We start from the raw sequence: 26,201 nt of genomic DNA, 5'->3' as shown, positions 1-26,201 counted from the left end.
TTCACAGGTTATGACGTAAAGGCCGTGTCAAAAGTTCCCTTTTCTTCCGGCGGGGATAGGGCTGCCGGCAGGAATTGGACCCCGGAGCCTGAATGTATAACTAAATCTAAAAATAAACTGGAAAAGGTGTTTGCCCGGATGAGTCGCGGGGAAAGAAAAAAAGATCCTGGTATCAAAATCATGTTGTCCTCACTTCGTCACAGAAATTTCCGGTTGTTCTGGATGGGTCAGTGTGTTTCCCTGGTGGGTACGTGGATGCAGAACATGGCCCAATCCTGGCTGGTGCTGGAGCTGACCGGTTCCCCGTTTTTGCTGGGGCTGGTGGGAGCCCTGCAATTCATCCCGCTTCTCCTCTTCGCCCTGTTTACCGGCGCTGTGGCCGACCGCCTGCCCAGGCGCCCGCTTTTGTTGTTTACCCAGGGCATGTCCATGCTCATTGCCCTTGCCCTGGGTTTGCTCACCCTTTTTCACGTGGTCCAGTACTGGCATGTGGCGGTGCTGGCATTCCTGCTGGGAACGATGAATTCCCTGGATATGCCGGCAAGGCAGGCCTTTGTGATCGAGCTGGTGGACCGGGAGGATCTGATGAATGCCATTGCCCTCAACTCTTCCGTGTTCAACGGGGCGCGCATCATTGGCCCGGCTGTGGCCGGCCTGGTTATCAATACGGTGGGTATTGCCGCCTGTTTCCTGGCCAATGCGGCCAGCTTCTTATTTGTGCTGGCCGGCCTTCTATTGATCCGTTTAAATGAGGAAAAGGTTGCCCGGGAAGAGCAGAAAAACCTGTGGGAGGAGGTGCGGGAAGGGCTTGTTTATATCCGTTCCAGCCCGGTGGTGTTCATTGTCCTGGCCATGGTAGGCGCTATGAGCACCTTAACCTTCAACTTTAACGTGCTGGTGCCTGTTTTTGCCCGGGACGTGCTGCACTGGGAGGCACAGGGCTTCGGCTTTCTCATGTCTGCCACGGGGCTGGGGGCCTTTGCCGGCGCCCTTACCCTGGCCTACCTCAGCAATCGCGGTCCCCGGGCCAGGTTGCTCCTGGCTGCCGCTGCCGGCTTATCCGTATGTGAGCTCCTGCTGGCCCTGGTCCGCTATCATTATCCGGCTTTAGTGTTGCTCTGCTTTGCCGGCTTTACGGTAAGTATTTTCAGCGCTTCCGCCAATACCACCATCCAGATTAACGTTTCCGATCACCTGCGGGGCCGGGTGATGAGCGTATATTCCCTGGTTTTCATCGGGCTGGCACCGGTAGGTAATTTCTTGAGCGGTACTGTGGCCAGCTTTTGGGGCGCCCCGGCCGGGTTTGCCCTGGGCGGCGGTCTGGCCCTGCTGATTTTACTTTTCCTGGGCAGGCGGTTGCTGCGCCACCAGCATGCCCCTGCTTCTTAAGCTAAATGAGCAGCCTTTAGTAAAACAAAAATCCGGGGAACTCTGTGGGGTTCCCCGGTGCGCCAAAGGGGTTTTGTTTTAATGGATGGCCGTGAGGAAGGCTCCGGCGGCCACGGCCGTGCCGATTACGCCGGCCACGTTTGGCCCCATGGCGTGCATGAGCAGGTAGTTCTGCGGGTTGGCTTCTGCGCCCAGCTGGTGCACCACCCGGGCGGCCATAGGAACTGCGGATACTCCTGCCGCACCGATCAACGGGTTGACCTTGTTCGTCGTAAACAAGTTCATGATCTTGGCGATCAGGATGCCGCCCGCAGACGCAAAGGCAAAGGCCACAATGCCGAGAATGAAGATGTAAATGGTCTGGGGCTTGAGGAAATTTTCCGCGGACATGGTGGCACCCACGCCCAGGCCCAGAATGATGGTCACAATATTCATCAGCTCATTGCGCGAAACGTCGGTGAGGCGCTGGACCACACCCGATTCCATGAACAGGTTGCCCAGCATGAACATGGCGATCAGGGGTGCCGATTTGGGCACCAGCAGGATAATCACCAGGCTGGCCAGCAGGGGAAAGAGGATTTTTTCTCCCTTGCTCACCGGGCGCATTTGCTTCATCACCATGGCCCTTTCTTTAGGGGTGGTCAGCAGCCTGGCCACCGGGGGGATAATCAGGGGTACCAGGGCCATGTAGGAATAAGCGGCTACGGAAACCGCTCCCATCAGATGCGGAGCCAGGTTGGCCGAAAGGAAGATGGTGGTGGGACCGTCCGCACCGCCGATAATGCCTATAACAGCCGCTTCGGCAATGTCAAAACCAAATAACAGGGCGGTGAAAAAGGCTGCGTAAACTCCCAGCTGGGCGGCTGCACCCAGCAGTAAAGTCTTGGGGTTGGCAATTACCGGACCGAAGTCGGTCATGGCTCCCAGGCCGAGGAAGATCAGGGGGGGGATTAATTCGTTCTGAATCCCGTTATGAAAGAACATATAGAACAGCCCCCCCTGTTCCATTAACCCGGTGAGGGGGAAATTGGCGGCGAAAATGCCAAAACTGATCGGTACCAGCAAAAGGGGCTCGACCCCTTTTTTTATGGCCAGGTACATGAGGATAAAGGCAATGATCCACATGATTAAATTGCCCGGGGTTAAGCTGAGAAACCCTGTGCTGTTGATGACCTGGGTCAACTGCTCCAGCATGGCCATTCCCCCTCCCCTACTCCAGAACCAGGATAACCGTATCCGGGTTGACTACATCGCCCGGGTTGGCTTTAATTTCCCTGACCGTACCGCTGGCCGGGGCATAAATTTTGACGTACATTTTCATGGCTTCAATGGTGGCCACGGGATCGTTTTCCTTTACCTGATCCCCCACATTAACATCGATAGAAACCAGCTTGCCCACCATGGGTGAGTTGACCGGGGTAGCCATTTAGAGCACCTCCTTTCCTAATGAATGGTGGCTGTTTTTCCCTGGACTGGTCCCTGCTGGGATTGCTGGGCAGCAACTTTTTTCCTGGCGCTGGTTGCAAAAAGCCAGCCGCAAAAGCTTACTGCCGCGCTTAGTATGCCCAGGGCCAGAAATACCGAAACAATACCGCTGATGGCTACGACAAGGGCACTGGTCCAGTCGATCATTTGCTAACCCTCCTTAATTTTTATTTTTTATAAATCCCTGCTAAAAAATTGATCCGGCTTTAGTATATTGGGAGAACCAGTTTTTGCTTATTGTATTCAACAAACAGTATATTGTATACAAGACTAAAATGCAATACTTTCTAAAATGAATATTCAAAATTCTACACATTGGAAATCGCGTCTTCTTTCTTATATAATTTAAGAAAGAGGTATTGCTACTTTTTAGAAACGCTCCGGGAGCCATAAGCCCTGCCAGCTGTAGGGATATCCGGTGTTTTAATTTTAACGGAATTTCATATTGCAGTTTTGCCTGGCATCAGGTAAAATAGCTTACTAGTTATAGCTTGCATAAATCGGACCAGCAGAGGCCTGCCGGGGAAAATATCAGCTATAAAAATTTTAAGGAACGGTGGATAATAAACCTTTTTTTCTGGAGGAAATATCCTGGGGCCGTAGAATTAAGTATTTACCTTAAAATCTGGATACACTTAAATACCGTGCGGACTATTATGGCAAAAGAGGCCAGATCTGGTTATTTAAAAAGCGTTGTAAGGGGGAGCATAGATGAAAGCTAACGCGGAAAGAATAGAAAAAAATACTGTTTTACTGGAAGTAGAGGTAGAAGCCGATCAATTTTCCCAGGCAATGGATAGAGCCTACCGGAAGCTGGTCAAAAAGGTTAACGTGCCCGGTTTCCGGCCTGGTAAAGCTCCCCGGATTATCCTGGAGCGGCATATCGGCAAGCAGGCACTGGTGGACGAGGCAGTGGAAATGTTGATTCCGGAAGCCTATTTTAAGGCGGTGCAGGATACGGGTATTGAACCGGTGGCCCAGCCCCAGCTGGAACTGGTTCAGGTGGAAGAAGGCAAACCGGTAGTTTTTAAAGCCAGAGTGGTGGTTAAGCCGGAAGTAGAGCTGGGCGAGTATAAAGGCCTGGAAGTAAGCCAGCCCAGCACCGAGGTAACACCTGAGGACGTGCAAAAGGAACTGGAGCGCCTGCAAAACCGTCACGCTAAGCTGGTGAGCCTCGATGAGGGCACGGTTGAGCAGGGAGACTTTGTTACCGTTGACTTCGAGGGCCGGGTGGACGGTGAAACCTTTGAAGGCGGGCAGGCTAACGATTATACCCTGGAAGTGGGTAATGCCGGGTTGCTTCCCGGTTTTGAGGAACAGCTGATTGGTATGGCCATCAATGAAACCAGAGATATTAAGGTGCACTTTCCCGAAGACTATCCCAAGCCGGAGCTTTCGGGTAAGGAAGCGGTCTTTACTGTTACCGTCAAGGCTATCAAGCGCAAAGAGCTGGCCCCGCTGGATGACGAGTTTGCCAAGGATGTCAGTGAGTTTGATACCCTGGAGGAATTAAGGGCGGATCTGGAGAATAAATTAAAACAAGCTGCTGAAGCCAGGGCAAAGTCCGAAATTCGTCAGGCTGTCGTGAAAAAAGCGGTAGAAAATGCTCAGGTTGATATTCCCGAGGAAATGATTAAGAACCGCCTGGCGGAAATGATGGAGAGCCTGGAGCGCCGCCTGATGTATCAGGGCTTAACCCTGGAAAGCTACTTGAAATATTCCAACAGCAGCGTGGAGGATTTGGAAGAACGCCTCCGCCCGGATGCCCGGGATAGCCTGAAGACCATGCTGGTGCTGGATGCCATCGCCAAAGCTGAAAATATCACCGTCAGCGAAGAAGAGATACAGGCTGAAATTGAGCGGATGGCTAAAGAAATGCAACAGGATCCCGCGGTAGTGCGTAAAGTGGTGGAGGGCCAGGGTCAGCTGGATGCGGTCATAACGGGACTGGTGCGGGAAAAGGTAATCCAGTTCCTGGTGGACCACGCCAGGATCGTTGCCCCGGAAGAAAACCCGGCGACAGAGGCGAAGGAATAGTTTACAGTAAATTCCCGTTTATGACTGCTATCATGAATATCCATCCTTTACGCAGGAGGTGCCTGTGATGAACACTTTAGTGCCAATTGTTGTGGAGCAAACCAACCGTGGGGAGAGGGCCTATGATATTTACTCCCGTCTTTTAAAGGACCGGATTATTTTTATTGGTGGACCTATAGATGATCATGTGGCCAATCTGGTAATTGCGCAGATGCTTTTCCTGGAGGCTGAAGATCCGGAAAAGGATATCCACTTTTATATCAACTCCCCCGGCGGTATTGTTACTGCCGGGTTGGCCATTTATGATACCATGCAATATATCAAGCCGGATGTTTCCACCATCTGCCTGGGTCAGGCTGCCAGCATGGGTTCATTTTTGCTGGCTGCCGGCGCTAAAGGCAAGCGCTACGCCCTGCCTTACGCCCGGATCATGCTGCATCAGCCCCTGGGTGGGGTGCAGGGCCAGGCGACCGAAATTGAGATTCATGCCCGGGAGATCCTGCGCATAAAGGATATTTTGAATGAACTGCTGGCCAAACATACAGGCCAGCCCAGGGAAAAAATTGCCCGGGATACCGATCGCGACTTCTTTATGTCCGCTCAAGAGGCAAAAGAATATGGTATCATCGATGAGGTGTTGACCTACCGCAAGTCAAAATAAAAGAGGTGTTTTACAATGTTTAACGACAAAGGTCAGCTCAAGTGCTCCTTTTGCGGTAAGCTCCAGGACCAGGTCAAGAAACTGGTGGCCGGTCCCGGAGTGTATATTTGTGATGAGTGCATTGAGCTTTGCAACGAAATTATTGAAGAAGAATTGAACGAGGACCTCGGGCTCGATATGGGTGATATCCCGAAGCCCAAGGAAATAAAGGAAATCCTCGATCAGTATGTCATCGGCCAGGAACAGGCTAAGAAAACCCTGGCCGTGGCAGTTTACAACCACTACAAGCGGATAAACCTGGGTGGCAAGATAGATGATGTGGAACTGCAGAAGAGCAACATCATCATGCTGGGGCCCACGGGCTGCGGTAAAACGCTGCTGGCCCAGACCCTGGCGCGGTTGCTCAATGTTCCCTTTGCCATTGCCGATGCCACGTCCTTAACCGAAGCCGGTTATGTGGGGGAGGACGTGGAAAACATTCTGTTAAAACTCATCCAGGCAGCCGACTATGATGTGGAGAAGGCGGAAAAGGGCATCGTTTACATTGACGAAATCGATAAGATCGCCCGCAAGTCGGAGAACCCGTCCATAACCCGGGACGTATCCGGTGAGGGTGTGCAGCAGGCCCTTTTAAAAATCCTGGAGGGTACTGTGGCCAGCGTGCCGCCCCAGGGAGGGCGCAAGCATCCTCATCAGGAGTTCATCCAGCTGGATACCACCAATATCCTGTTTATCTGCGGCGGTGCCTTTGACGGCATCGAGAAAATTATCCAGAACCGCATTGGGAAAAAGGGCCTGGGGTTTGGTGCCGAGATCCAGAGCAGGCGGGATCAGAAGATAGGAGAAATCTTAAGGCATATCCTGCCGGAAGACCTGCTTAAGTACGGTCTTATCCCCGAGTTTGTCGGCCGCCTGCCCATAATCGTCACCCTGGATGCCCTGGATGAAGAGGCGCTCATCCGTATCCTGACCGAGCCCAAGAATGCCCTGGTCAAACAGTATGAGAAGCTCTTTGAGCTCGACGGGGTGAGCCTGGAGTTCCACCCCGACGCCCTGCGAACGGTGGCCCAGGAGGCCCTCAAGCGCAACACCGGTGCCCGGGGGTTGCGGGCCATCCTGGAAGACATCATGCTGGATGTGATGTACGAGATTCCCTCCCGGGAAGATATTGCCAGGGTAATCATTACCAAAGAAACCATTCTGAAAAAGGAAAAACCCCTCGTGGTGGCGATGGATCGCAAGAAAAAGAAAGAGGAAACGGCCTGAACCGGAGTATAGAGCAAACCTGGGAAGCGCACGTTACGGCACGTGCGCTTTTTTCTTTAACGGGGGCTCAAACCTGCTAAAAAGACAGGCTGCTGGAAATGGTGTTTTTAGATGCATAAAAAGGGCAATAATAGATCCTGCCAGAAAACAAGGCAAGGAGGCATGAACGTGGCAGAATTTCCCGGGGGATTGGGCAGCTTTATTACCTTTGTCCAGGTTTTCTTCGGAGTAATCATCGGTCTTTACTTCTGGAACCTTTTGAAAGCCCAGCAGGGCAACCGGACGGCCGTGGAAAGGGAATCCCGCAAAGAAATAGAGAAACTGCAGCGGCTGCGGTCCATTTCCCTTACCGAGCCGCTGGCAGAAAAAACCCGGCCCAGCAAATTTGAGGAAATTATCGGCCAGGAGGAAGGTTTGCGTTCCCTGCGGGCGGCCCTGTGCGGGCCCAATCCCCAGCACGTCATTATTTACGGCCCGCCCGGGGTGGGCAAAACAGCGGCCGCCAGGCTGGTGCTGGAGGAGGCCAAAAAAAATCCCCACTCTCCTTTTAAAGAAAATGCGAAGTTTGTGGAGGTGGACGCCACCACCGCCCGCTTTGATGAGCGGGGAATTGCCGATCCCCTGATTGGTTCGGTACACGATCCCATTTACCAGGGGGCCGGGCCCATGGGCATGGCGGGTATACCCCAGCCCAAGCCGGGTGCGGTGACCAGGGCCCACGGGGGGATACTTTTTATCGATGAAATAGGCGAACTTCACCCCATTCAGATGAACAAGCTGCTCAAGGTAATGGAGGACCGCAGGGTTCTTCTGGAGAGCGCCTATTATAATTCCGAGGATCCCAATATTCCCGGTCACATCCATGATATCTTTCAGAACGGCCTGCCCGCGGACTTCCGCCTGGTGGGGGCTACCACCCGCACCCCGGAGGAAATTCCCCCGGCGCTGCGCTCCCGCTGCCTGGAGATCTTTTTCCGCCCCCTGCTGCCCCATGAAATAGAAATTATTGCCGCCAACGCCGCCCGCAAGGTTGGTTTTCCCCTGGACGAGCGGGGGCTGGCGGTGATCAAGAAATTCGCCACCAATGGTAGAGAGGCGGTCAACATTGTGCAGATAGCCGCCGGCATTGCCCTCACCGAGGGGCGCCAGCAGATCAGGGCGGCCGATGTGGAATGGGTGGTTCACAGCGGCCAGTACAGTCCCCGGCCCGAAAAAAAAGTGGCTTCCCAGCCCCAGGTGGGCCTGGTCAATGGCCTGGCCGTTTACGGTCCCAACATGGGGACGCTTCTGGAGATTGAAGCCAACGCCCTGCCTGCCCCCCGGGGCCAGGGCAGGGTAATAGTGACCGGGGTGGTGGACGAGGAAGAGGTAAACGGCCGGGGACGGACCATACGCCGTAAAAGTATGGCCCGCGGGGCGGTGGAAAACGTGCTCACCGTCTTACGCCGCACCACCGGTGTGGACCCCCGGGACTACGATATCCACGTGAATTTTCCCGGCGGCATTCCGGTGGATGGACCTTCCGCCGGGGTGGCTGTGGCCACGGCCGTTTACTCGGCCATTACCGGTATTCCGGTGGACAACCGGGTAGCCATGACCGGCGAGGTTTCCATCCGTGGTCTCGTGCTGCCTGTAGGGGGGATTGTGCCCAAGGTGGAGGCTGCCCGCCAGGCGGGGGCCAGGAAGGTTTTCATCCCCCGGGAAAATTATCAGGAGCTTTTCCGGGACCTTGAGGATGTGGAAGTGGTTCCGGTGGACAGGCTGGAAGAGGTGCTCAAGGCGGCCCTGGTGGAGCAACCCGGGACCTCCCCCAGGGGTGTCCTGCCGGCGCCGCGGGAAGTGCTGGTGGCGGCGGGGGTGGCCTCTTCCTCCGGTTTCCCGGCCAACCATTGTCCCGGGAGCTGAACTTCTCCGCCCGTCAAGTTTTCAGTGAACGTTGGGCCCCGGCCCGGTGCTTATGCGCCGGGTTCTTCTTTTCAGGCACCACTTATTGCTATGGCAGTAATGCCGGGTGTATGTTAAAATAGTGATGTATCTGGCCGGAACGCAGAACCTGTATAGAAGAGGAGGTGCAGCTATGGAGCCGGTAGTAAAAGTCTTACCATTGCTGCCGCTAAGGGGGATTCTGGTTTTTCCCTACATGGTCATCCACCTCGACGTGGGTAGGGAAAAGTCAGTGCAGGCCATTGAGCAGGCCATGATGAATGATCGCATTATTTTCCTGGCTACCCAGAAAGAAGCTCAGACTGACGATCCTGGCGTTGATGATATATACCGGATTGGTAGCGTGGCAGAAGTTAAGCAGCTTCTCAAGCTGCCCGGAGGCACCATCCGGGTGCTGGTGGAAGGTCTTGCTCGCGGTTTTATCAGGCGTTACCTGGCCCACGAACCTTACTTCAAGGTGGAAGTGGAGCAGTACAGCGAAAACTTTGTTAAAACGCCTGAAATTGAGGCTCTGATGCGCAACCTGGTGCACCAGTTCGAGCAGTATGTAAAACTCTCCAAGCGCATCCCGCCGGAGACAGTGGTTTCGGTGGTCAACCTGGAGGAGCCGGGCCGGCTGGCCGATATTGTTGCCTCCCATCTACCCCTGCGCATTGAAGAAAAACAGCAGGTGCTGGAGGCCGTGGATATCGTCAAGCGGCTGGAAAGCCTGTGCGCCCTGGTGGCCAGGGAGCTGGAGATTGTGGAGCTGGAGCGCAAGATTAATATCCGCGTCCGCAAACAGATGGAAAAAACCCAGAAAGAATATTACCTGCGGGAGCAGATGAAGGCCATCCAGCGGGAACTGGGTGAGAAAGACGAGCGGATGGCGGAAGGTGAGGAATACCGGGAGAAAATTGCCGAGGCCAGGTTGCCCAAAGAAGTTGAGGAAAAGGCCTTAAAAGAAGTGGAGCGCCTGGAAAAAATGCCACCCATGGCGGCGGAATCGGCAGTTATTCGCAATTACCTGGACTGGTTGCTGGCCCTGCCCTGGAGCAAGAGTACCAGAGACCGGCTGGATATCAAGGCTGCGGAAGCCATCCTGGATGAAGACCACTACGGTCTTACCGAGGTCAAGGAGCGGATTCTGGAATACCTGGCCATCCGCAAGCTATCCAGGAAATTGAAGGGGCCCATCCTGTGCTTTGTGGGACCGCCCGGAGTTGGTAAAACCTCCCTTGGCCGTTCCATTGCCCGGGCCCTGGAACGCAAGTTTGTGCGTATTTCCCTGGGCGGTGTGCGGGATGAAGCGGAAATCCGCGGCCACCGCCGCACATATGTGGGGGCGTTGCCGGGCAGGATAATTCAGGGGATGAGGAATGCCGGTTCTAAAAATCCGGTATTCCTGCTGGATGAAATTGATAAGATGAGCATGGACTTCCGGGGTGACCCTTCGGCGGCCCTGCTGGAGGTGCTGGACCCGGAGCAGAATAACAGTTTCAGCGACCACTACATTGAGGTGCCTTTTGACCTTTCCAACGTCCTGTTCATCACCACAGCCAATGTCCAGCACAACATTCCGCGTCCTCTTCTGGACCGGATGGAAGTGATCCAGATTTCCGGTTATACGGAAGAGGAAAAGGTGCAGATTGCTTTAAGACACCTCATACCCAAGCAGTTGAAGGAGCACGGGCTGACCCCGGAAATGTTCAGCATTTCAGAAAAAGCCCTGCGCCGGGTGATCCGGGAATATACCCGGGAAAGCGGGGTCCGCAACCTGGAGCGGCAGATAGCCGCCCTTTGCCGCAAGGCCGCCCGGCAGATTGTTACGGAGGAAGCTACTAAGGTTCGCATCACCGTGCAGAACCTGGAGCATTACCTGGGAACACCCAAGTACCGGTACGGGGTGGCCGAACAGGAGGACCAGGTGGGTGTGGCCACCGGCCTGGCCTGGACCGAGGTCGGGGGAGACACCCTGGCCATCGAGGTTACCATTTACCGGGGTACCGGCCGCCTTACCCTGACGGGTAAACTGGGTGAAGTGATGAAGGAATCGGCTCAAGCCAGCTACAGCTATGTGCGCAGCCGGGCCAGCCAGCTGGGTATCGACGAGGAGATATTTGATAAGCGCGATATTCACATCCATGTTCCGGAGGGGGCCATTCCCAAGGACGGGCCTTCGGCCGGTATTACCATGGCCTGTGCCCTGGCTTCGGCCTTTACGGGGCGCAAGGTGCGTCATGATGTGGCCATGACCGGGGAAATTACCCTGCGGGGGCGCGTGCTGCCTGTGGGCGGCATCAAGGAGAAGGTACTGGCCGCGCACCGGGCGGGGATCACCACAGTAATCCTGCCCCGGGATAACCGCAAGGAGCTGGATGAAATACCAGCCAACGTGAGGAACAGGATGCAGTTCATTGAGGTGGAGCATATGGATGAGGTTCTGCAGGTTGCTCTCCTGGACAAGGAAGAGGCGCCGGAAACTGCCGAGCTGGGTTCTTCCCCGGGGGAAGTGGAAGAGGTTTCCTACCAGCCTGTAATACCGGTTAAGGAGGATCCCTCCGCAATCCATGAACATCGTTTCTGCTCAATTTGTTAAAAGTGTAGCCGATTTAAAACAATGCCCGGCCGGGGGAAGGCCTGAAATTGCCCTGGCCGGGCGCTCCAATGTAGGGAAGTCTTCCCTTTTAAATTGCCTGGTCAACCGCCATAACCTGGCCCGCACCAGCAATACCCCGGGCAGGACCCGTACTCTGAATTTCTACCTGATTAACAACAGGTTTTACCTGGTGGACCTGCCGGGGTACGGCTTTGCCCGGGTGCCGGAAAAGATGCGGGCCGGCTGGGGGCCACTGATCGAGGGTTACCTCACTCACCGCCCGGAGTTAAGGGGGGTGCTCCAGCTCGTGGACGTGCGCCACCCTCCCACCGTCCAGGACGTGCAGCTTTACCAGTGGCTGAAATATCACGGCCTGCCTGCGGTGGTGGTGGCCACCAAGGCGGATAAACTTTCCCGGAGCCAGGGACTGCGCCAGCTGCAGGTAATCCGGCAGGTTCTCGGTTTAAGCGGGGACGACCTTTTAATTAAATTTTCTGCCCGCACCCGCGAGGGGCGGGAAGAGCTCTGGCGCGTCATTGAAAGCTGGGTAAATTGAGCTTCAAACGTTCCAGCCAGCGCGGCTTTTCCTTTTCGGGTACATATTCCACCATTTCCAGGGCTGTCCGGGCAAACCGGTTGTTCACCATTTGCTCCGGAGGGATCTTCCGGGGTATTTCCCGGGCCTGATCCAGCAGGTCAAGGAGGTAGTTGAATCTTTCCGGAGCGATGACCGGGCCGGCCGCCCAGGTATTCTGTTTGCGGTAACGCTCGATGGCCTGGAGGAGAACACTTTCATCTACATCTTTGAAGTACGGTTTGACCAGCCGGGCAGCCTCCTGGCTGCTCTGATGGGCCAGCCAGAGCTGGGCTTTATACAGGGCGTTGGTAAAGCGCTGCAGGGTGACGGGGTTGTTGCGGATAAAACCCGCCCTGGCCACATAAACTGCTGCCGGCAGGGGGCCCGTTTCCTTCCCCAGGGAGGCCACCACCCGGCCCGAACCGGCATTTTCCACCATTGAGGCCTGGGGTTCGGGCAGGAGGATGAAATCGCCGGAACCCGCGGAAAAAGCTCCTATGCGTAAAGTAGCCGGGATATTGGTGTAAAGGGTCACCTCCCGGTAAGGAGCAAGGCCATTCTTCCTTAAGAGCCCTTCCAGGAGTACCGTTTCCCTGCTTTCGGGCCAGCCGGCAATGACGGCCTTATCCTTCAGCGAGGTCCAGGTAAAAGGTTCTTTTGCCTGGCGGGCCAGGAGGAAATGGCTGTCCCGCTGGGTTACGGCGGCAAAGGCCACCAGGTCGCCCGGAGAACCTTCCAGCCGGCTGTAAATGGCCTGTTCCAGCCCCACCAGGGCCACATCGGCCCGTTCCCGGGCCAGGGCGGGTAGCAGTGTTTGTTCCGTGGACATGCTTTCCAACCTCACTTCCAGCCCCTGCTCTTTATAAAAGCCCAGGGCCAGGGCAAGGTAATGGGGCAGGTGATACACCGAAGGAGGGCCTTCCACCAGCCGGATAACCGTGGTTTCAGGTTGCGGCTGGCCGAGCTTTTGCACCAGAACAACCCCTGCTGCCAGGGCCAGGCTCAGAACCAACAGGAGCAGCAGTAATAACCTGGGCCTGCCCACTCTCAACACCCCCATATTTTCCAAAATCGTTTTTCCTTTTAATTCTATTTAACGATTAGCATTTAATGCCAGAAATTAACCTGGATGTTGCTAAAAGAATGGAGAGCACATTATAATGTTCACAGACTATAGAGATAAGGAGAGGCAAGATGACCCGGTTTGATATGCCTACCACTTACGACCCCGGGGCGGTGGAAGAAAAGTGGTACCGCTTCTGGGAGGAAAACAAGTTTTTCCATACGGAAGTTGATGCCCGTAAACCCTTTTCCATTGTCATGCCCCCGCCCAATGTCACCGGGCAGCTGCACATGGGGCATGCCCTGGACAATACCCTGCAGGACATCCTGATCCGCTGGCGCCGCATGCAGGGTTACAATACCCTGTGGCTTCCCGGTACTGACCACGCGGGCATTGCCACCCAGGCCAGGGTGGAAGAACATCTGGCGAAAGAGGGCAGGAGCAAGTACGATCTGGGCCGGGAGAAGTTCCTGGAACGGGTCTGGGCCTGGAAGGAACAGTATGGGGGGCGCATAACCCACCAGCTGCGCCGGCTGGGTGCCTCCTGCGACTGGGACCGGGAGCGCTTTACCATGGATGCCGGGTGTTCGGAAGCGGTGAAGGAGGTTTTCCTGCGCCTGTATGAGGAGGGCCTCATTTACCGGGATTATTACATCGTCAACTGGTGTCCCCGCTGCCAGACCACCATATCTGATATTGAAGTGGAGCACCTGGACAAGCCCGGGCAGCTTTACTACATCAAATACCCCATCAGCGACGGCCGTGATGCCATCATCATAGCCACCACCCGGCCGGAAACCATGCTGGGGGACGTGGCCGTAGCCGTTCACCCGGACGATGAACGCTACCGCCACCTGGTGGGCAGAACCCTGATCCTGCCCCTCGTGGGCCGGGAAATGCCCGTCATTGCCGATGAGTATGTGGATCCCGCCTTTGGTACCGGGGCGGTGAAGATCACGCCCGCTCATGATCCCAACGACTTTGAAGTGGGGCGGCGGCACAACCTGCCCCGGGTGCAGGTGATCAACAAGGACGCGGTGATGAATGAGGAAGCCGGCCCTTACCGGGGCCTGGACCGCTGGGAGTGCCGCAAGAAGATCATCAGGGATTTGCAGGAGCAGGGTTACCTGGTTAAGGTGGAGGATCACAGCCACGCCGTGGGGCACTGCTACCGCTGCAACACGGTTATCGAGCCCATGCTGTCCCGGCAGTGGTTTGTGCGCATGAAACCGCTGGCGGAACCGGCCATCCGGGCGGTCAGGGAAGGACGCATTCGCTTCATTCCGGAGCGGTTTACAAAAATATATCTGAACTGGATGGAAAACATCAGGGACTGGTGCATTTCCCGGCAGCTGTGGTGGGGGCACCGTATCCCGGTGTGGTACTGCCAGGACTGTGAGGAGGTAATTGCCTCCAAAGAACCTCCCGGGAAGTGTACCCGCTGCGGCAGCACGCACTTAGAACAGGATCCCGACGTGCTGGATACCTGGTTTTCTTCGGCCCTGTGGCCCTTTTCCACCCTGGGCTGGCCGGAAAAAACGCCGGAACTGGACTATTACTACCCCACTTCCGTGCTGGTGACAGGCCGGGATATCATCTTCTTCTGGGTGGCCCGGATGATTGTGAGCGGCCTTCATTTCATGCGGGATGTACCCTTCCGGGAGGTGTTTATCCACGGCCTGGTTCTGGACGCCCTGGGGCGCAAGATGAGCAAGTCCCTGGGTAACGGGGTGGACCCCATTGACGTTATAGAAAGTCACGGGGCGGACAGCCTGCGCTTTATGCTGGTTACCGGCAACACGCCCGGCAATGACCTGCGCTTTCACTTCGAGCGCCTGGACGGAGCCAGGAATTTTGCCAACAAGATCTGGAACGCTTCCCGCTTTGCCCTGATGAACCTGCAGGATTACGATCCTGCTTCGGCTCCGGGAAGGGAGGCCTATACCCTGGCCGACCGCTGGATCCTGAGCCGCTACCAGGCCTGCGTGCGGGATGTAACCGGGTTCCTGGAATCTTACGAGCTCGGGGAAGCAGCCCGGGTTCTCTACGAGTTCGTCTGGAATGAGTTTTGCGACTGGTACATCGAGCTGGTGAAACCCCGTCTTTACCGCGGCCAGGATCCCGTTGACCGGGCCTGCGCCCAGGATGTGCTGTCCCGGGTGCTGCGGGGGACCATGGAGCTGCTCCATCCCTTCATGCCCTTCATCACCGAAGAAATCTGGCAGCGCCTTCCGCACCGGGGGGAAACCATCATGTATGCTCCCTGGCCGGCGTTCCAGCCCGAATTGAGGGATGAAGAAGCCGAGGCCGAAATGGCTGTTCTTATGGAGATCATCCGGGCTATCCGGCACCTCAGGAGCGAAATGAACGTTCCCCCGGGCAAGACAGCAGACGTTATTCTGGTGACAGCCGGGGATCCCGTGGGAGATTTGCTCCAGCGCCATTCCGCTTACATCCAGGGGCTGGCCCGCTGCCGGGTGCAGGTAAAATCCGAACTGGACAGGGTTCCCCCGCAGGCTGCCCATGGGGTGGCCCGGGGGGTGGAGATTTACATGCCTTTAGCCGGGCTCATTGACATTGACCGGGAGCTGGCCCGGCTGAAGAAAGAGCTAGCGGCAGTGGAAAAAGAACTCCGGAAGGTGGAGGGCAAGCTGGGTAACGCCGGTTTCCTGAACAGGGCGCCGGCAGAAGTGGTGGAAAAAGAACGTTCCAGGGGCAGGGAGCTGGCCGGGAAGGCGTCGGCCATCCGGGAACGGCTGGCCCTGCTGGAAAAGGTGTAGGCAGTAAAACCATGGCATAATGTCCCGGGCTGGCCTGCATTACGAGGTGACAGCGGTGAATTATGAGGAAGCTTTGACCTACTTGCAGAACCTGACCAAATTCGGGATGAATTTCGGCCTGGGCCGGATCAGGGAGCTGCTGCGCCGGCTGGGTAACCCCCAGGACAGGCTGCGGGTGGTTCACGTTGGGGGGACCAACGGTAAAGGTTCCACGGTGGCCATGGTGGCCTCGGTGCTTACCGCTGCCGGTTACCGCACGGGTACCTTTACCTCTCCCCACCTGCATTCCTATACGGAACGTTACCAGATTGACGGCGTGCAGATTTCTCCCGAACGGGTGGCTCTATTAATTGGTCAGTTAAAGCCCCACCTGGATGCCATGGTGGCGCAGGGTTATGAGCATCCCACCGAATTTGAGGTCAGCACCGCCATGGCCTTCAAATATTTTGACGAGGAGCAGGTGGATTTTTTAGTTCTCGAAGTGGGGCTGGGGGGGGCCATTGATTCCACCAATGTGGTGGCCAGGCCCCTGGTCACTGTTATCACCAACGTGGCCATGGACCATATGGATTACCTGGGCCGGACCATCCGGGAAATTGCCACGGTTAAGGCCGGGATCATCAAGCCCGGCGTTCCCCTGGTAACGGCCTGCCGGGGGGAAGCCCTGGAGGTGATGGTCCGGTTCTGCCGGGAGAAAGGTGCTCCCATGGTGCTGGTGGGTGAAAAAGGGGAGGATATGGCCGGTCCCGGTTTTGACCCGGCTTTCCCCTGCCGCACTGTTTTATGGGAGCCGGGCGGAGGGGAGGCCGGGCAGGGCGGGCAGTACCTGGCGGTCCGGGGCCTGTGCCGCACCTATGGCCATCTCTTCATCCCCCTGCTGGGCAGGCACCAGCTGGTCAACGCCGCCGGGGCGGTGGCAGTGCTGGATCTGCTGGCGGAACAGGGTTTTTCCATCCCTGAGGAAGCCCTGTACCGGGGCCTGGCCGGGGTTCACTGGCCGGCGCGGCTGGAAATTTTCCGGCACCGCCCCCTGGTGCTCCTGGACGGTGCCCACAACCACGACGGCGCCCGCAGCCTGGCCAGGGCGTGGGACGATTATTTTCCCGGCAGGCAGGTGGTGCTGGTCATCGGGATGCTGGGAGATAAGGAACGGGGCAGGGTGGTGGCCGAGCTGGCTCCCCGGGCCCGGGCGGTGGTGGTAACCCGTCCCAACAGCCCCCGGGCCGGTGACTGGCAGCGCCTGGCTGAAGAGGCCCGCAGGTATGTGCCCGAAGTTTACACCATCGAGTCCGTGGCCGGGGCCGTGGAAAAGGCCTTATCTTTAGCCCGGCCGGACGAGCTGGTGTGCATCACCGGCTCGCTTTATATGGTGGCCGAGGCCCGGGAGGTGCTCCTGGAGAAGGGGATCGGCCATGGTGTTCACGAGAGCGGGAGACTATAGCACCGGTTCATCCGGTGCTTCAGATTTTTGACAGGCTCTTTATGGGCCCTGGTTTTAAAGGAGGAGCGACCTGGAGTGAGCGCTGCCGGGCCAGGCCAGGGCGACGGGATGAGGCGGGGCCGCGGACAGGATGTCCGCGGAGGCCACCTGAACACAGGAAGTGTGAATGTGGCCGGTACCCGCCGAAGACCGGAGCCGGGGCCTTTCGGCCCGGCCAGCGAAACGACCGGGAGCGACGACTTAAACCAGGGCACATCCCGGAAACACTTTGTCTACAGGCTGCAGCACCGGTTCATCCGGTGCTTTTTTAATTCTGGTATTCCTGGATAAAACCTCCCCGGCCAACTCATAATACCATTCGAAGACTTAATTGCCTGCAGAGGGAAAACGGGTTTCCGGGAGGTGTCCCTTTGTTCCGCTTTTGGAAGAAACGGACCCGGATATTGCCCCGGGAGAAAGGGAACCCCGCCCCATCCCGGGAAGATTACGCGCAGTGGGAGCGGAGCTATGAAGCCGATGAGCTGAAAAAAATGCCCCTGGGTCCCCGGTTGAAGGACAACCTGGCTCTGATCAAGCGAATTCTGGGCAACAGCAGCGACCTGGTCATCCGGGAATTCCGGCTGGGTGTGGACGGAGGGGTTCCCGGAGCCGTGGTGTTTATAGACGGCCTGACGGACAAGGGTACGGTTAATGATACCCTGCTCAAGGGCCTGACCCTGGAATCCCGCATGGCCGGCCTGGGGGGCAGGGATGCCGGAAATATATTTGCCCTGGTCCGCAATTTCATGGTCAACACCAGTTCGGTAAGGGAAGCCGCGACGGTGTTTGAACTGCTGGACGGGATCCTGTACGGCGACGCGGCCGTGCTGGTGGAAGGGGAGACAAGGGCCCTCCTGGCCACCGCTCCCGGGTGGCCGGTGCGGAGCATCGAGGAGCCCACCAGCGAGAACCTGGTGCGGGGGCCCCGGGAGGGGTTTACCGAACTGCTGCGCACCAACACTTCCCTCATCCGCCGCCGCCTGCGCACTCCCAACCTGGTGCTGGAACGGATCACGCTGGGGGAGCGCACCCGCACCTACGTGGAAGTCGTTTATATCAGGGGGCTGGCCGACCCCCGGCTGGTGCAGGAAGTCAAGAGCCGCCTTTCCCGGATCAGGGTGGACGGCATTCTTGAAAGCGGCAATATTGAGGAGTTGATCGAGGATAACCCGTACTCCCCCTTTCCCCAGGTGTTCCGCACCGAGCGACCCGACCGGGTGGTAAGCATGCTTCTGGACGGGCGGGTGGCCATCGTTACCGACGGGACGCCCTTTGTGCTGGTGGTGCCGGCGGAATTCATTGTCTTTTTACAGTCCTCCGAGGATTATTACGAGCGTTTTTTCCTGGCCATCGCCGTGCGCTGGCTGCGCTACATTGCCTTTGTGGCTTCCCTGATCTTACCTTCCCTGTACATATCCTTAACCACTTTCCACCAGGAGATGATCCCCACCCGGCTGCTGATCAGCATAGCGGCGTCCCGGGAGGGAGTCCCTTTTCCGGCGTTTGTGGAGGCTTTTTTGATGGAGTTCACCTTTGAGGCCCTGCGGGAGGCCGGCATCCGCCTGCCCCGGAACGTGGGCCAGGCGGTGAGCATTGTGGGGGCCCTGGTAATCGGCCAGGCGGCCGTTTCCGCCGGGATTGTCTCCAGCCTCATGGTTATCATTGTGGCCCTGACCGGGATCAGTTCTTTTGTGGCCCCGGTTTTCAGCATGGCCATTACCATGCGCCTTTTGCGTTTTCCCATGATGGTCCTGGCGGCTACTCTGGGCATTTTCGGGGTAATGATGGGGCTTCTGGTCATCCTGGTGCATATGGCTTCCCTGCGTTCCTTTGGCATTCCTTACCTGGCCCCCCTGGCTCCCCTGCACACCGGCGATTTGAAAGATCTGCTCATGCGGGTTCCCCTGTGGGCCATGGATAAACGCCCGTCGGAGCTGGCCAAGGGAGATCCCCTCCGCCAGGAAGAGGGCCTCAAACCTGCCCCGCCCGATAAAAAAGGCGGGCAGGGATAAAGCGGCAGGTCCGGGATTTTGCACTTGCGGCTTAAAGGGTAGTGACAATAATGGACAGGTTGCGCCTGGTTTCTGTGGCCTTATTGCTGGTGCTGGTATCCATCCTTTCCGGCTGCTGGGACCACCGGGAGGTGGAGGATCTGGGTATAGTATTGCTCACGGCCCTGGATCTTGCCCCCGGGAATAAAATACGCGTGGAGGTGCAGACCCTGGTCCCCGGGGCTGTTGTGGGCGGCGGGGCCGCTTCCATGGGCATGGGTGGTGGGGGTGGGGGGAGGAAGCGCTACCTCAACCTGGTGGCGGAAGACCGGACGGTTTTCGAGGCCATCCGCCGGATGTCCCTGGAAGCTTCCCGGGAGCTTTTTTTCGCCCACAACCAGGTCATCCTGATTTCCGAAAAGCTGGCCCGGGAGAAAGGGGTTACGGAAATAATTGATTTCTTCGCCCGCAACCGCCAGTTCCGGCGCGATACCTGGTTCCTTGTGGTCAGGGGGGACCCCAGGGATATCATGGAGATCCCCACCCACCTGGAAACCACCCCGGCCCAGGTGATCATGGGAATAATCAACCGCCAGGACCTCTCCTCCTATTTCGCCCCCACCAAGCTGGGGGAATTCATCAAGATGCTGGAAAGCACCGGCATTGAACCCTATACGGCCATTTTGCAGTTAAAACCCAATCCTGCTTTTACCCGCATCTCCCTGCTGCCCGGGGTCGATACCCCTCCCTCCTTATACAGGCTGTGGCTGGCCGGGGCGGCCGTCTTCCGCCAGGGGAAAATGGTGGGCCAGCTCAGCGAGCGGGAAACCCGGGGGCTGCTGTGGGTGCGGGGGGAAGTCCGGGGCGGTCCAATTACCATTGCCCTTCCCGCCAGCCAGGGGAAACAGGAGCTAACGATGGAAATCATGCGCTTCGGCCGCGGGGGGGTGAAACTGGAACCCTACCTGGCCGGGGGAAGGCTGGGCATGAAGGTGAAAGTGAGCGTCAGGGTCAACCTGGCCGAGTCCCAGAACCTGCAGCTCGATTTAAACAACCCCCGGGTCATTTCCCGGCTGGAAAAGGAATTGGCCGGGGTTATTAAAGGGGAGATCATGGCCTGCGTGACCAGGTTGCAGGAGGAATACCGGACCGATGCCCTCGGCTTTGGCCAGGCGGTGCACCGCAAATACCCCCGCGTGTGGAGGCAGGTAAAAGGGGAGTGGGAGGATGTTTTCGCCACCATGCCCGTTGCGGTAGAAGTGAAGACGGTAATCCGGCGCATCGGCCTGATCAATAACCCGACACCCCCGCACATGCTGGAAGTTAGGTGAAGAAGAAGAGGAAAGAGGTGGTTTGAATGAAGGTTGCCTTGTTAAGCCTGCTTTTCATCATTATCATTGCCCTGCAGGTGCCTTCCCTGGTGAAGCAGAAAATGTGGCGGGAGCTGGTTGCGTACAGCGTGCTCATGGTGGTGGCCATGTTTTACAGTTTCGGCCTGGCCCTTGATATGCCGCTGCCCAACCCGGCCAGGGTGGTGGAGATCGTTTTCACCCCCGTTACCTCCATGATTCATAAGGTGCTGAGCTGATGGCCCGGGCGGGGTTGGGTACCGGGAACGGTGATCCGGTTGTGTATAATTAATTTCCGAATAGAAGGGCCCGTCGTTTTGCAGGCGGTGGGCCTTTTTACGTGAAGGGGGAGCGTGTTATGGGCCTGGATGCAGCCCTTTTATTAATCAGCCTGGGGATCATTCTGATCAGTGCCGGCGTTTTTACCAATGGTGTGGAATGGCTGGGAAGAAAACTCCGGCTTACCGAGGGGGCGGTGGGAAGCATTCTGGCCGCGGTGGGCACGGCCATGCCGGAAACGGTTATTCCCCTGATCGCCCTCCTTTTGGGGCATGGTGAAGCGGAGAAAGAAATAGGCATCGGGGCCATCCTGGGCGCACCCTTTATGCTGGGGACCCTGGCTTTATTCATCAGCGGGGGGGCCGTGCTGGCTTTCCGCCGCCAGCGGGCGGCCAGTTACCCCCGCCTGGAGCCCGATGCCGTTGTCATCCGGCGGGACCTGCTCTTCTTCCTGGTGGTTTATACACTGGCCATTGGCGCCGCTTTTTTGCCCCGCCCGTGGAAACCGGTGGTGGCCACGGGGCTGGTGGCGGCCTACATTTACTTTGTCTATGAAACCATGAGCAAGGGCCATACCCTGGATGGGGAAGAAAGTGAAGGTGACCCCCTCTACCTGTACAGGAAGGCCGGCGATCCCCCCCTGGGACTGGTTGTTTTCCAGGTGCTGCTGGGTTTTCTGGGCATCGTGGGCGGGGCCAGGGTTTTTGTGGATGGCGTGGCCGATCTTTCGGCTCTGCTGGGGGTGCCCTCCCTTGTCTTCTCCCTCCTGGTGGCCCCCCTGGCCACGGAGATGCCCGAGAAATTCAACAGCGTCATCTGGCTTGCCCAGCGCAAGGATACCATGGCCCTGGGGAACATCACGGGGGCAATGGTTTTCCAGAGTTCCGTCATACCGGCCATCGGTATGGTGCTGACGCCGTGGGTGCTGACGGAAACGGCTGTCTTTAGCGCCATGCTGGCCCTGGCCTCCGGACTGCTGACCTACCTGTTGCTCCTGTGGCGGGGTTACCTGGACGCCAGGTTTACCATGGTCTACGGCGGAATTTTTTACGCATCCTTTATGGCAGCGGTTCTTACCGGGAAAGTGAGCTAGGTTTACAGGTGCCCGGGTAAAATTCCGGTTGCGGCTTGTCAGCAGGGGAGCAAAATGATAAACTAGTACAGATAGCGCACACTTTACTACCTGACGCCGGGTGATAACCGTGGCTAACGCGTACAGGCCTCAGAGAAGCTTCTGGTTGCTGCTGTTGCTGATGCTCATTGGAGCACTGGTGGGTGATGCGCTGGGCGTGGTACTCGTTCCCCTGTTGCCCGCGCTGAAACCCTTTACCTCTATAGGTCTTGCCCCGGCTACCCTTGATCTCCATTTTGCCCGGCTTACCCTTGGTTTCACCCTTACTTTAGGTCCCCTTACGGCTCTGGGATTGCTTCTGGGATTCCTTTTGTACCGTAAACTTTAAAAAGTGGAGGTTTGACATTGTTACCTATCTACCTGGCCTCTTCTTCGCCACGCCGGAAAATGCTGCTGGAACAGCTGGGCCTGCCGTTCACCGTGGTTCCGCCCGATGTGGAGGAAGAGGAGCATGACGGCCTGCCTCCCCGGAAACTGGTCGAGGCGCTGGCCGCAAAAAAGGCCCGGGCTGTGGCGCCCGCCATTTCCCGGGGGCTGGTACTGGCGGCGGATACTGTGGTGGTCTTTCAGGACAGGGTTCTCGGCAAGCCCGCCGGTCCCCGGGAAGCCGCTTTTATGCTCAGCCTGCTGTCGGGTAATGAACACGAGGTCTATACCGGCCTGGCGGTGATGGAGAAACCTTCCGGGCGCCTGGTGGTTACCCATGAGTGTACCAGGGTCAGGTTTCGGACGCTGGAAGAGGAAGAAATAGCCAGATATGTGGCCACCGGTGAACCCCTGGATAAGGCGGGGGCCTATGCTGCCCAGGGGCTGGGGGCAATTTTTATTGCCGGAATCAAGGGTTGCTATTTTAATGTGGTGGGGCTTCCCCTGGCCCGCCTGGCCCGGGTGCTCAGGGAGTTCGGGGTGGACCCCCTGAAGTGTTTCCTCGAGAAATGAAAACCCGCCGGAGTATTCCCGGTTAAATATGTTGTGAAGGCGGGAAGGAGCTTTGGATTCCCAGGTGTACCGTATTACCATCAAGGACATGCCTGTGGATTTGCGCCCCCGCGAGCGCATCCTGCGGGATGGTGCCGGGGTGCTGTCGGACCTGGAACTTCTGGCCGTCCTCCTGCGTACGGGTACGCCCACGGCCAGTGCCCTGGAACTGGCAGCGGCGCTCCTGGGACATTTTGGCGGCCTGCGGGGTCTGGTGGATGCTTCCGTGGAAGAATTGAGCAGTGTCCGTGGGGTCGGGCCGGCCAAAGCGGCCATGCTCAAGGCTGCCCTGGAGCTGGGCCTGCGCATTGCCCGGGCGGGCAGTGGAGCGCGGCCGGTGATCAGGAGTCCCGAGGATGCTGCCCGGCTGGTTATGGAGGAAATGCGCCATCTGGACAGGGAGCATTTCCGGGCCCTGTTGCTCAATACCAAAAACGAGGTCATTGCCCGGGAGATCGTATCTATTGGTACCCTCAATTCTTCCACGGTGCATCCCCGGGAATTGTTCAAGAATGCCATCCGCCGCAACGCGGCGGCAGTCATCCTGCTGCACAATCACCCCAGCGGCGACCCGACCCCCAGCCAGGAGGATCTGGATGTAACCAGGCGCCTCTGGGAGGCCGGGCGTATTATTGGCATTGAGATTCTGGATCACCTGATTATCGGGGATAATAAGTACGTCAGTTTCAAGGCTGAAGGTCTGATTTAGATGAACCAATGAGAAAGGGGAGAAAACATGCGGCTCGGGTTGTTCTCCAGGGATATGGGTATAGATCTGGGTACCGCCAACTCCCTGGTTTATGTAAAAGGTAAAGGTATTGTTTTAAGAGAACCCTCGGTGGTGGCCATAGAGCGGGACAGCGGCCAGGTTCTGGCCGTGGGGGAAGAGGCCAAGCAGATGATTGGCCGTACTCCTGGAAATATCGTGGCCATCCGCCCCATGAAGGATGGGGTAATTGCCGATTTCGACGTTACCCAGAGCATGATCAAGTATTTTATCAACAAGGCCCTGCGCAACCACACTTTTCTTGTCCGCCCCCGGGTGGTGGTCTCGGTTCCCTCCGGGGTAACGCCGGTGGAAGAGCGGGCGGTGCGGGAAGCCGCCCTGCAGGCCGGTGCCCGGGAGGCCTATCTCATTGAGGAGCCTATGGCGGCAGCCATTGGCGCCGGCCTGCCCGTGCACGAGCCCACAGGCAATATGATCGTGGACATCGGCGGGGGTACCACGGAGGTGGCGGTAATCTCCCTGGGGGGAATTGTCACCAGCCGCTCCATCCGCATTGCTGGCGATGAAATGGATGATGCCATCATCCAGCACGTAAAGAAGGCTTATAACCTTTTGATCGGAGAACGCACGGCGGAAGAAATCAAGATTGAGATCGGGACCGCCTACCCCACCGGAGAGATTCAGACCTATGACGTTCGGGGAAGGGATCTGGTGACCGGCCTGCCCAAAACGGTGCGCATAACCTCCGAAGAAGTTTACAAGGCCCTTTCCGAGCCGGTATCGGCCATCCTGGAAGCCATTAAAGGCACCCTGGAGCAGACCCCGCCGGAACTGGCTGCCGATATCATGGACCGGGGCATCGTCATGGCCGGGGGAGGATCATTGCTGCGGGGCCTGGACCGCCTGGTGAGTGAGGAAACATCCATGCCCATCCACGTGGCCGACGAGCCGCTGTTGTGCGTGGCTTATGGTACCGGCCGTGTGCTGGAGAACATAGACGTGCTGCGCCGGGTGCTCATCAACCCGCGCAGATTATCGTGAGAAGATGGGTGTTGATCCCCGTTGACTTTGGGCAAGAGGCTATTTTTCCTGGTTATCCTGCTGGTTGTGGCCCTTTATGTGATGCGGGTTACTGCTCACGGCCGGGTGGAGGTGCCACCCCTGGGGAACACCCTGGTGGATGCTTTTGCTACGGTGGAACAGGCGGTCACCAGGGCAGGCCGGCTGGCCAGGGATGTGCTTACCTTCCCCTTTTCTCTGGTCAGGGCCTCGCAACGGGCTCAGGAGCTTTCGGAACGGGTGGACCTGCTGGAGAGCGAACTGCAGCAGGTCAGGGAGTATCAGCTGGAAAATGAGAGGTTGAAAAGGCTGCTGGATTTTCAGAGCGGTCCGGCAGCCAGTTCCCATCTGGAACTGGCTGCGGCGGCGGTTATAGGCCGGGATCCTGGAAGCTGGTTCAGTACCATAACCATTAATAAGGGCCGGGCCCAGGGCATCAAAACAAACATGACGGTAATAACTCCCCGGGGCCTTGTGGGGCGGGTGATTTCCACCACCAGCCAGACGGCCACCGTTTTATTGATTACCGACCCCCGCAGTGCGGTAAGCGCCCTGGTGCAGGACAGCCGCACACCGGGAATGGTGGAGGGAATGGCCGGGGGGGCCGGCAACCTGCACATGATCCACATCCCCAATGACATGCCCGTGAAAGCCGGGCAGGTGGTGGTCACTTCCGGCACTTCCAGGAGCATTTTCATCAAAGGTATACCCGTTGGCGAGATAGTAAGCGTGAAAAGAGACCCCACCGGCCTTTTTTTTGAAGCGGTTGTCCGGCCTTTTGTGGACTTCAACCGCCTGGAGGAAGTGCTGGTGGTTACCGGAGTCCGTTCTCCGGCCCTGTAACCGCCGCCTGCCCGTATGATGACGGTATTTAACGGATGCCAGAGGGGGTTTTTTTCTTGCCAGGTATGGTGTTCCTGCCCGGCTTTTTATTGCTGGCCCTTTTATTGCAGGTAACGGTGGTGGATTTGATCCGCATCCGGGGTGTGGTACCGGACCTGGTTTTTATACTGGTGGTTTTTTATGCCTTCTGGAAGGGACAGCGGGAGGGGACCTTCTGGGGGTTTGTGGCCGGCCTCCTGGAAGATCTGGTTTCGGGCCACTACTGGGGCCTGAATGCCATTTCCATGGCGGCAGCCGGTTACCTGGTGGGCTGGTTTGAGACCCGCCTGTACAAGGAAAGCCGCCTGGTGATGATGGTACTTACTTTCCTGGCCACCGTCGCAGGTCAATTAATTTATTACCTCCTGCTGTTTTACCTGCAGGTCGTGATCTCCCCCGGTGTGGCCTTGACGGGAGTTATCCTGCCTGCAGCCGCATACAATGCCTTGCTGTCCGCGTTAATTTACCGCCGGTTTTACCGCATGTACCTGAGGGGATGGTTCAGGATGTCCCGGCTATAATTTAAGGATGACCATGAAAGGGA

23 protein-coding genes are annotated in these 26,201 nt (G+C 57.3%); 19 read left to right on the top strand and 4 right to left on the bottom strand.

Annotated features, from left to right (window positions below):
- Nucleotides 1-138: 138 nt before the first annotated feature.
- Nucleotides 139-1,389, top strand: a complete 1,251-nt coding sequence (locus BUB44_RS04755; protein ID WP_073163685.1) for an MFS transporter — start codon at nucleotides 139-141, stop codon at nucleotides 1,387-1,389.
- 78 nt (nucleotides 1,390-1,467) lie between these two features.
- Here the strand turns inward: BUB44_RS04755 and BUB44_RS04750 are convergent, their stop codons facing one another.
- The 3 genes from BUB44_RS04750 to BUB44_RS04740 are packed head-to-tail and all read right to left on the bottom strand — an operon-like array spanning nucleotide 1,468 to nucleotide 3,021.
- A complete protein-coding gene (locus BUB44_RS04750) occupies nucleotides 1,468-2,583 on the bottom strand; it encodes a sodium ion-translocating decarboxylase subunit beta (protein WP_073163600.1) in 1,116 nt (371 codons plus the stop codon).
- A 16-nt stretch (nucleotides 2,584-2,599) separates the two neighbouring features.
- Nucleotides 2,600-2,815, bottom strand: a complete 216-nt coding sequence (locus tag BUB44_RS04745) for a biotin/lipoyl-containing protein (protein WP_027355712.1) — start codon at nucleotides 2,813-2,815, stop codon at nucleotides 2,600-2,602.
- Nucleotides 2,816-2,832: 17 nt separating this feature from the next.
- Entirely contained in the window at nucleotides 2,833-3,021 is a 189-nt protein-coding gene (locus BUB44_RS04740; protein WP_027355711.1) for an OadG family transporter subunit, read from the bottom strand.
- A 564-nt stretch (nucleotides 3,022-3,585) separates the two neighbouring features.
- Between BUB44_RS04740 and tig the strand changes: the two genes are divergently transcribed.
- From tig to yihA, 6 genes are all read left to right on the top strand, one after another.
- A complete protein-coding gene (gene tig / locus BUB44_RS04730; protein ID WP_073163597.1) occupies nucleotides 3,586-4,911 on the top strand; it encodes a trigger factor in 1,326 nt (441 codons plus the stop codon).
- A 67-nt stretch (nucleotides 4,912-4,978) separates the two neighbouring features.
- Nucleotides 4,979-5,572, top strand: coding sequence for an ATP-dependent Clp endopeptidase proteolytic subunit ClpP (gene clpP, locus BUB44_RS04725; protein WP_027355709.1), 594 nt, complete (start codon nucleotides 4,979-4,981; stop codon nucleotides 5,570-5,572).
- Nucleotides 5,573-5,587: 15 nt separating this feature from the next.
- Nucleotides 5,588-6,838 carry an ATP-dependent Clp protease ATP-binding subunit ClpX gene (gene clpX, locus BUB44_RS04720; RefSeq protein ID WP_027355708.1) on the top strand — a complete coding sequence of 417 codons (1,251 nt, stop codon included), beginning with the start codon at nucleotides 5,588-5,590 and terminating at the stop codon, nucleotides 6,836-6,838.
- 168 nt (nucleotides 6,839-7,006) lie between these two features.
- Nucleotides 7,007-8,743 (top strand): ATP-dependent protease LonB, encoded by a 1,737-nt coding sequence (gene lonB / locus BUB44_RS04715; RefSeq protein WP_242655850.1) that lies wholly within the window; start codon nucleotides 7,007-7,009, stop codon nucleotides 8,741-8,743.
- A 172-nt stretch (nucleotides 8,744-8,915) separates the two neighbouring features.
- Nucleotides 8,916-11,360 (top strand): endopeptidase La, encoded by a 2,445-nt coding sequence (gene lon, locus BUB44_RS04710; RefSeq protein ID WP_073163594.1) that lies wholly within the window; start codon nucleotides 8,916-8,918, stop codon nucleotides 11,358-11,360.
- Nucleotides 11,332-11,916 carry a ribosome biogenesis GTP-binding protein YihA/YsxC gene (gene yihA / locus BUB44_RS04705; RefSeq protein WP_073163593.1) on the top strand — a complete coding sequence of 195 codons (585 nt, stop codon included), beginning with the start codon at nucleotides 11,332-11,334 and terminating at the stop codon, nucleotides 11,914-11,916. The genes lon and yihA overlap by 29 nt, the downstream gene beginning before the upstream one ends.
- Here the strand turns inward: yihA and BUB44_RS04700 are convergent.
- The gene (locus tag BUB44_RS04700) at nucleotides 11,894-12,982 is read right to left on the bottom strand and encodes an ABC transporter substrate-binding protein (RefSeq protein ID WP_165611012.1); all 1,089 of its coding nucleotides are present in this window, start codon (nucleotides 12,980-12,982) and stop codon (nucleotides 11,894-11,896) included. The genes yihA and BUB44_RS04700 overlap by 23 nt on opposite strands.
- Before the next feature lie 149 nt (nucleotides 12,983-13,131).
- Here BUB44_RS04700 and BUB44_RS04695 point away from each other — a divergent pair, with 149 nt between their 5' ends.
- From BUB44_RS04695 to mreD, 12 genes are all read left to right on the top strand, one after another.
- Nucleotides 13,132-15,780, top strand: coding sequence for a valine--tRNA ligase (locus BUB44_RS04695; protein WP_073163591.1), 2,649 nt, complete (start codon nucleotides 13,132-13,134; stop codon nucleotides 15,778-15,780).
- Between the two features lie 55 nt (nucleotides 15,781-15,835).
- Nucleotides 15,836-17,221: a bifunctional folylpolyglutamate synthase/dihydrofolate synthase gene (locus BUB44_RS04690; protein WP_073163683.1), complete on the top strand. Its 1,386-nt coding sequence runs from the start codon at nucleotides 15,836-15,838 to the stop codon at nucleotides 17,219-17,221.
- Between the two features lie 410 nt (nucleotides 17,222-17,631).
- The gene (locus BUB44_RS04680) at nucleotides 17,632-19,272 is read left to right on the top strand and encodes a spore germination protein (RefSeq protein ID WP_073163589.1); all 1,641 of its coding nucleotides are present in this window, start codon (nucleotides 17,632-17,634) and stop codon (nucleotides 19,270-19,272) included.
- A gap of 50 nt (nucleotides 19,273-19,322) precedes the next feature.
- Nucleotides 19,323-20,582, top strand: coding sequence for a Ger(x)C family spore germination protein (locus BUB44_RS04675; RefSeq protein ID WP_073163588.1), 1,260 nt, complete (start codon nucleotides 19,323-19,325; stop codon nucleotides 20,580-20,582).
- A gap of 26 nt (nucleotides 20,583-20,608) precedes the next feature.
- The gene (locus BUB44_RS04670; RefSeq protein WP_073163586.1) at nucleotides 20,609-20,839 is read left to right on the top strand and encodes a hypothetical protein; all 231 of its coding nucleotides are present in this window, start codon (nucleotides 20,609-20,611) and stop codon (nucleotides 20,837-20,839) included.
- A gap of 119 nt (nucleotides 20,840-20,958) precedes the next feature.
- Entirely contained in the window at nucleotides 20,959-21,972 is a 1,014-nt protein-coding gene (locus BUB44_RS04665) for a sodium:calcium antiporter (RefSeq protein WP_073163585.1), read from the top strand.
- A 145-nt stretch (nucleotides 21,973-22,117) separates the two neighbouring features.
- Nucleotides 22,118-22,339, top strand: a complete 222-nt coding sequence (locus BUB44_RS04660) for a DUF4321 domain-containing protein (protein ID WP_242655849.1) — start codon at nucleotides 22,118-22,120, stop codon at nucleotides 22,337-22,339.
- A 17-nt stretch (nucleotides 22,340-22,356) separates the two neighbouring features.
- Nucleotides 22,357-22,950: a Maf family protein gene (locus BUB44_RS04655; RefSeq protein ID WP_073163583.1), complete on the top strand. Its 594-nt coding sequence runs from the start codon at nucleotides 22,357-22,359 to the stop codon at nucleotides 22,948-22,950.
- A 52-nt stretch (nucleotides 22,951-23,002) separates the two neighbouring features.
- Nucleotides 23,003-23,698 (top strand): RadC family protein, encoded by a 696-nt coding sequence (radC, locus tag BUB44_RS04650; protein ID WP_278247933.1) that lies wholly within the window; start codon nucleotides 23,003-23,005, stop codon nucleotides 23,696-23,698.
- 27 nt (nucleotides 23,699-23,725) lie between these two features.
- Entirely contained in the window at nucleotides 23,726-24,757 is a 1,032-nt protein-coding gene (locus BUB44_RS04645) for a rod shape-determining protein (RefSeq protein ID WP_073163581.1), read from the top strand.
- Between the two features lie 21 nt (nucleotides 24,758-24,778).
- The gene (gene mreC / locus BUB44_RS04640) at nucleotides 24,779-25,618 is read left to right on the top strand and encodes a rod shape-determining protein MreC (protein WP_073163579.1); all 840 of its coding nucleotides are present in this window, start codon (nucleotides 24,779-24,781) and stop codon (nucleotides 25,616-25,618) included.
- Between the two features lie 65 nt (nucleotides 25,619-25,683).
- Nucleotides 25,684-26,178, top strand: a complete 495-nt coding sequence (gene mreD / locus BUB44_RS04635) for a rod shape-determining protein MreD (RefSeq protein ID WP_073163680.1) — start codon at nucleotides 25,684-25,686, stop codon at nucleotides 26,176-26,178.
- Nucleotides 26,179-26,201: the final 23 nt, after the last annotated feature.

The sequence above is a fragment of the Desulfofundulus australicus DSM 11792 genome, assembly GCF_900129285.1.
Classification (GTDB): Bacteria; Bacillota; Desulfotomaculia; order Desulfotomaculales; family Desulfovirgulaceae; genus Desulfofundulus; species Desulfofundulus australicus.
The sequence above is the reverse complement of the archived record's forward strand: the minus strand, read 5'-3'. Positions and strand labels throughout refer to the sequence as shown.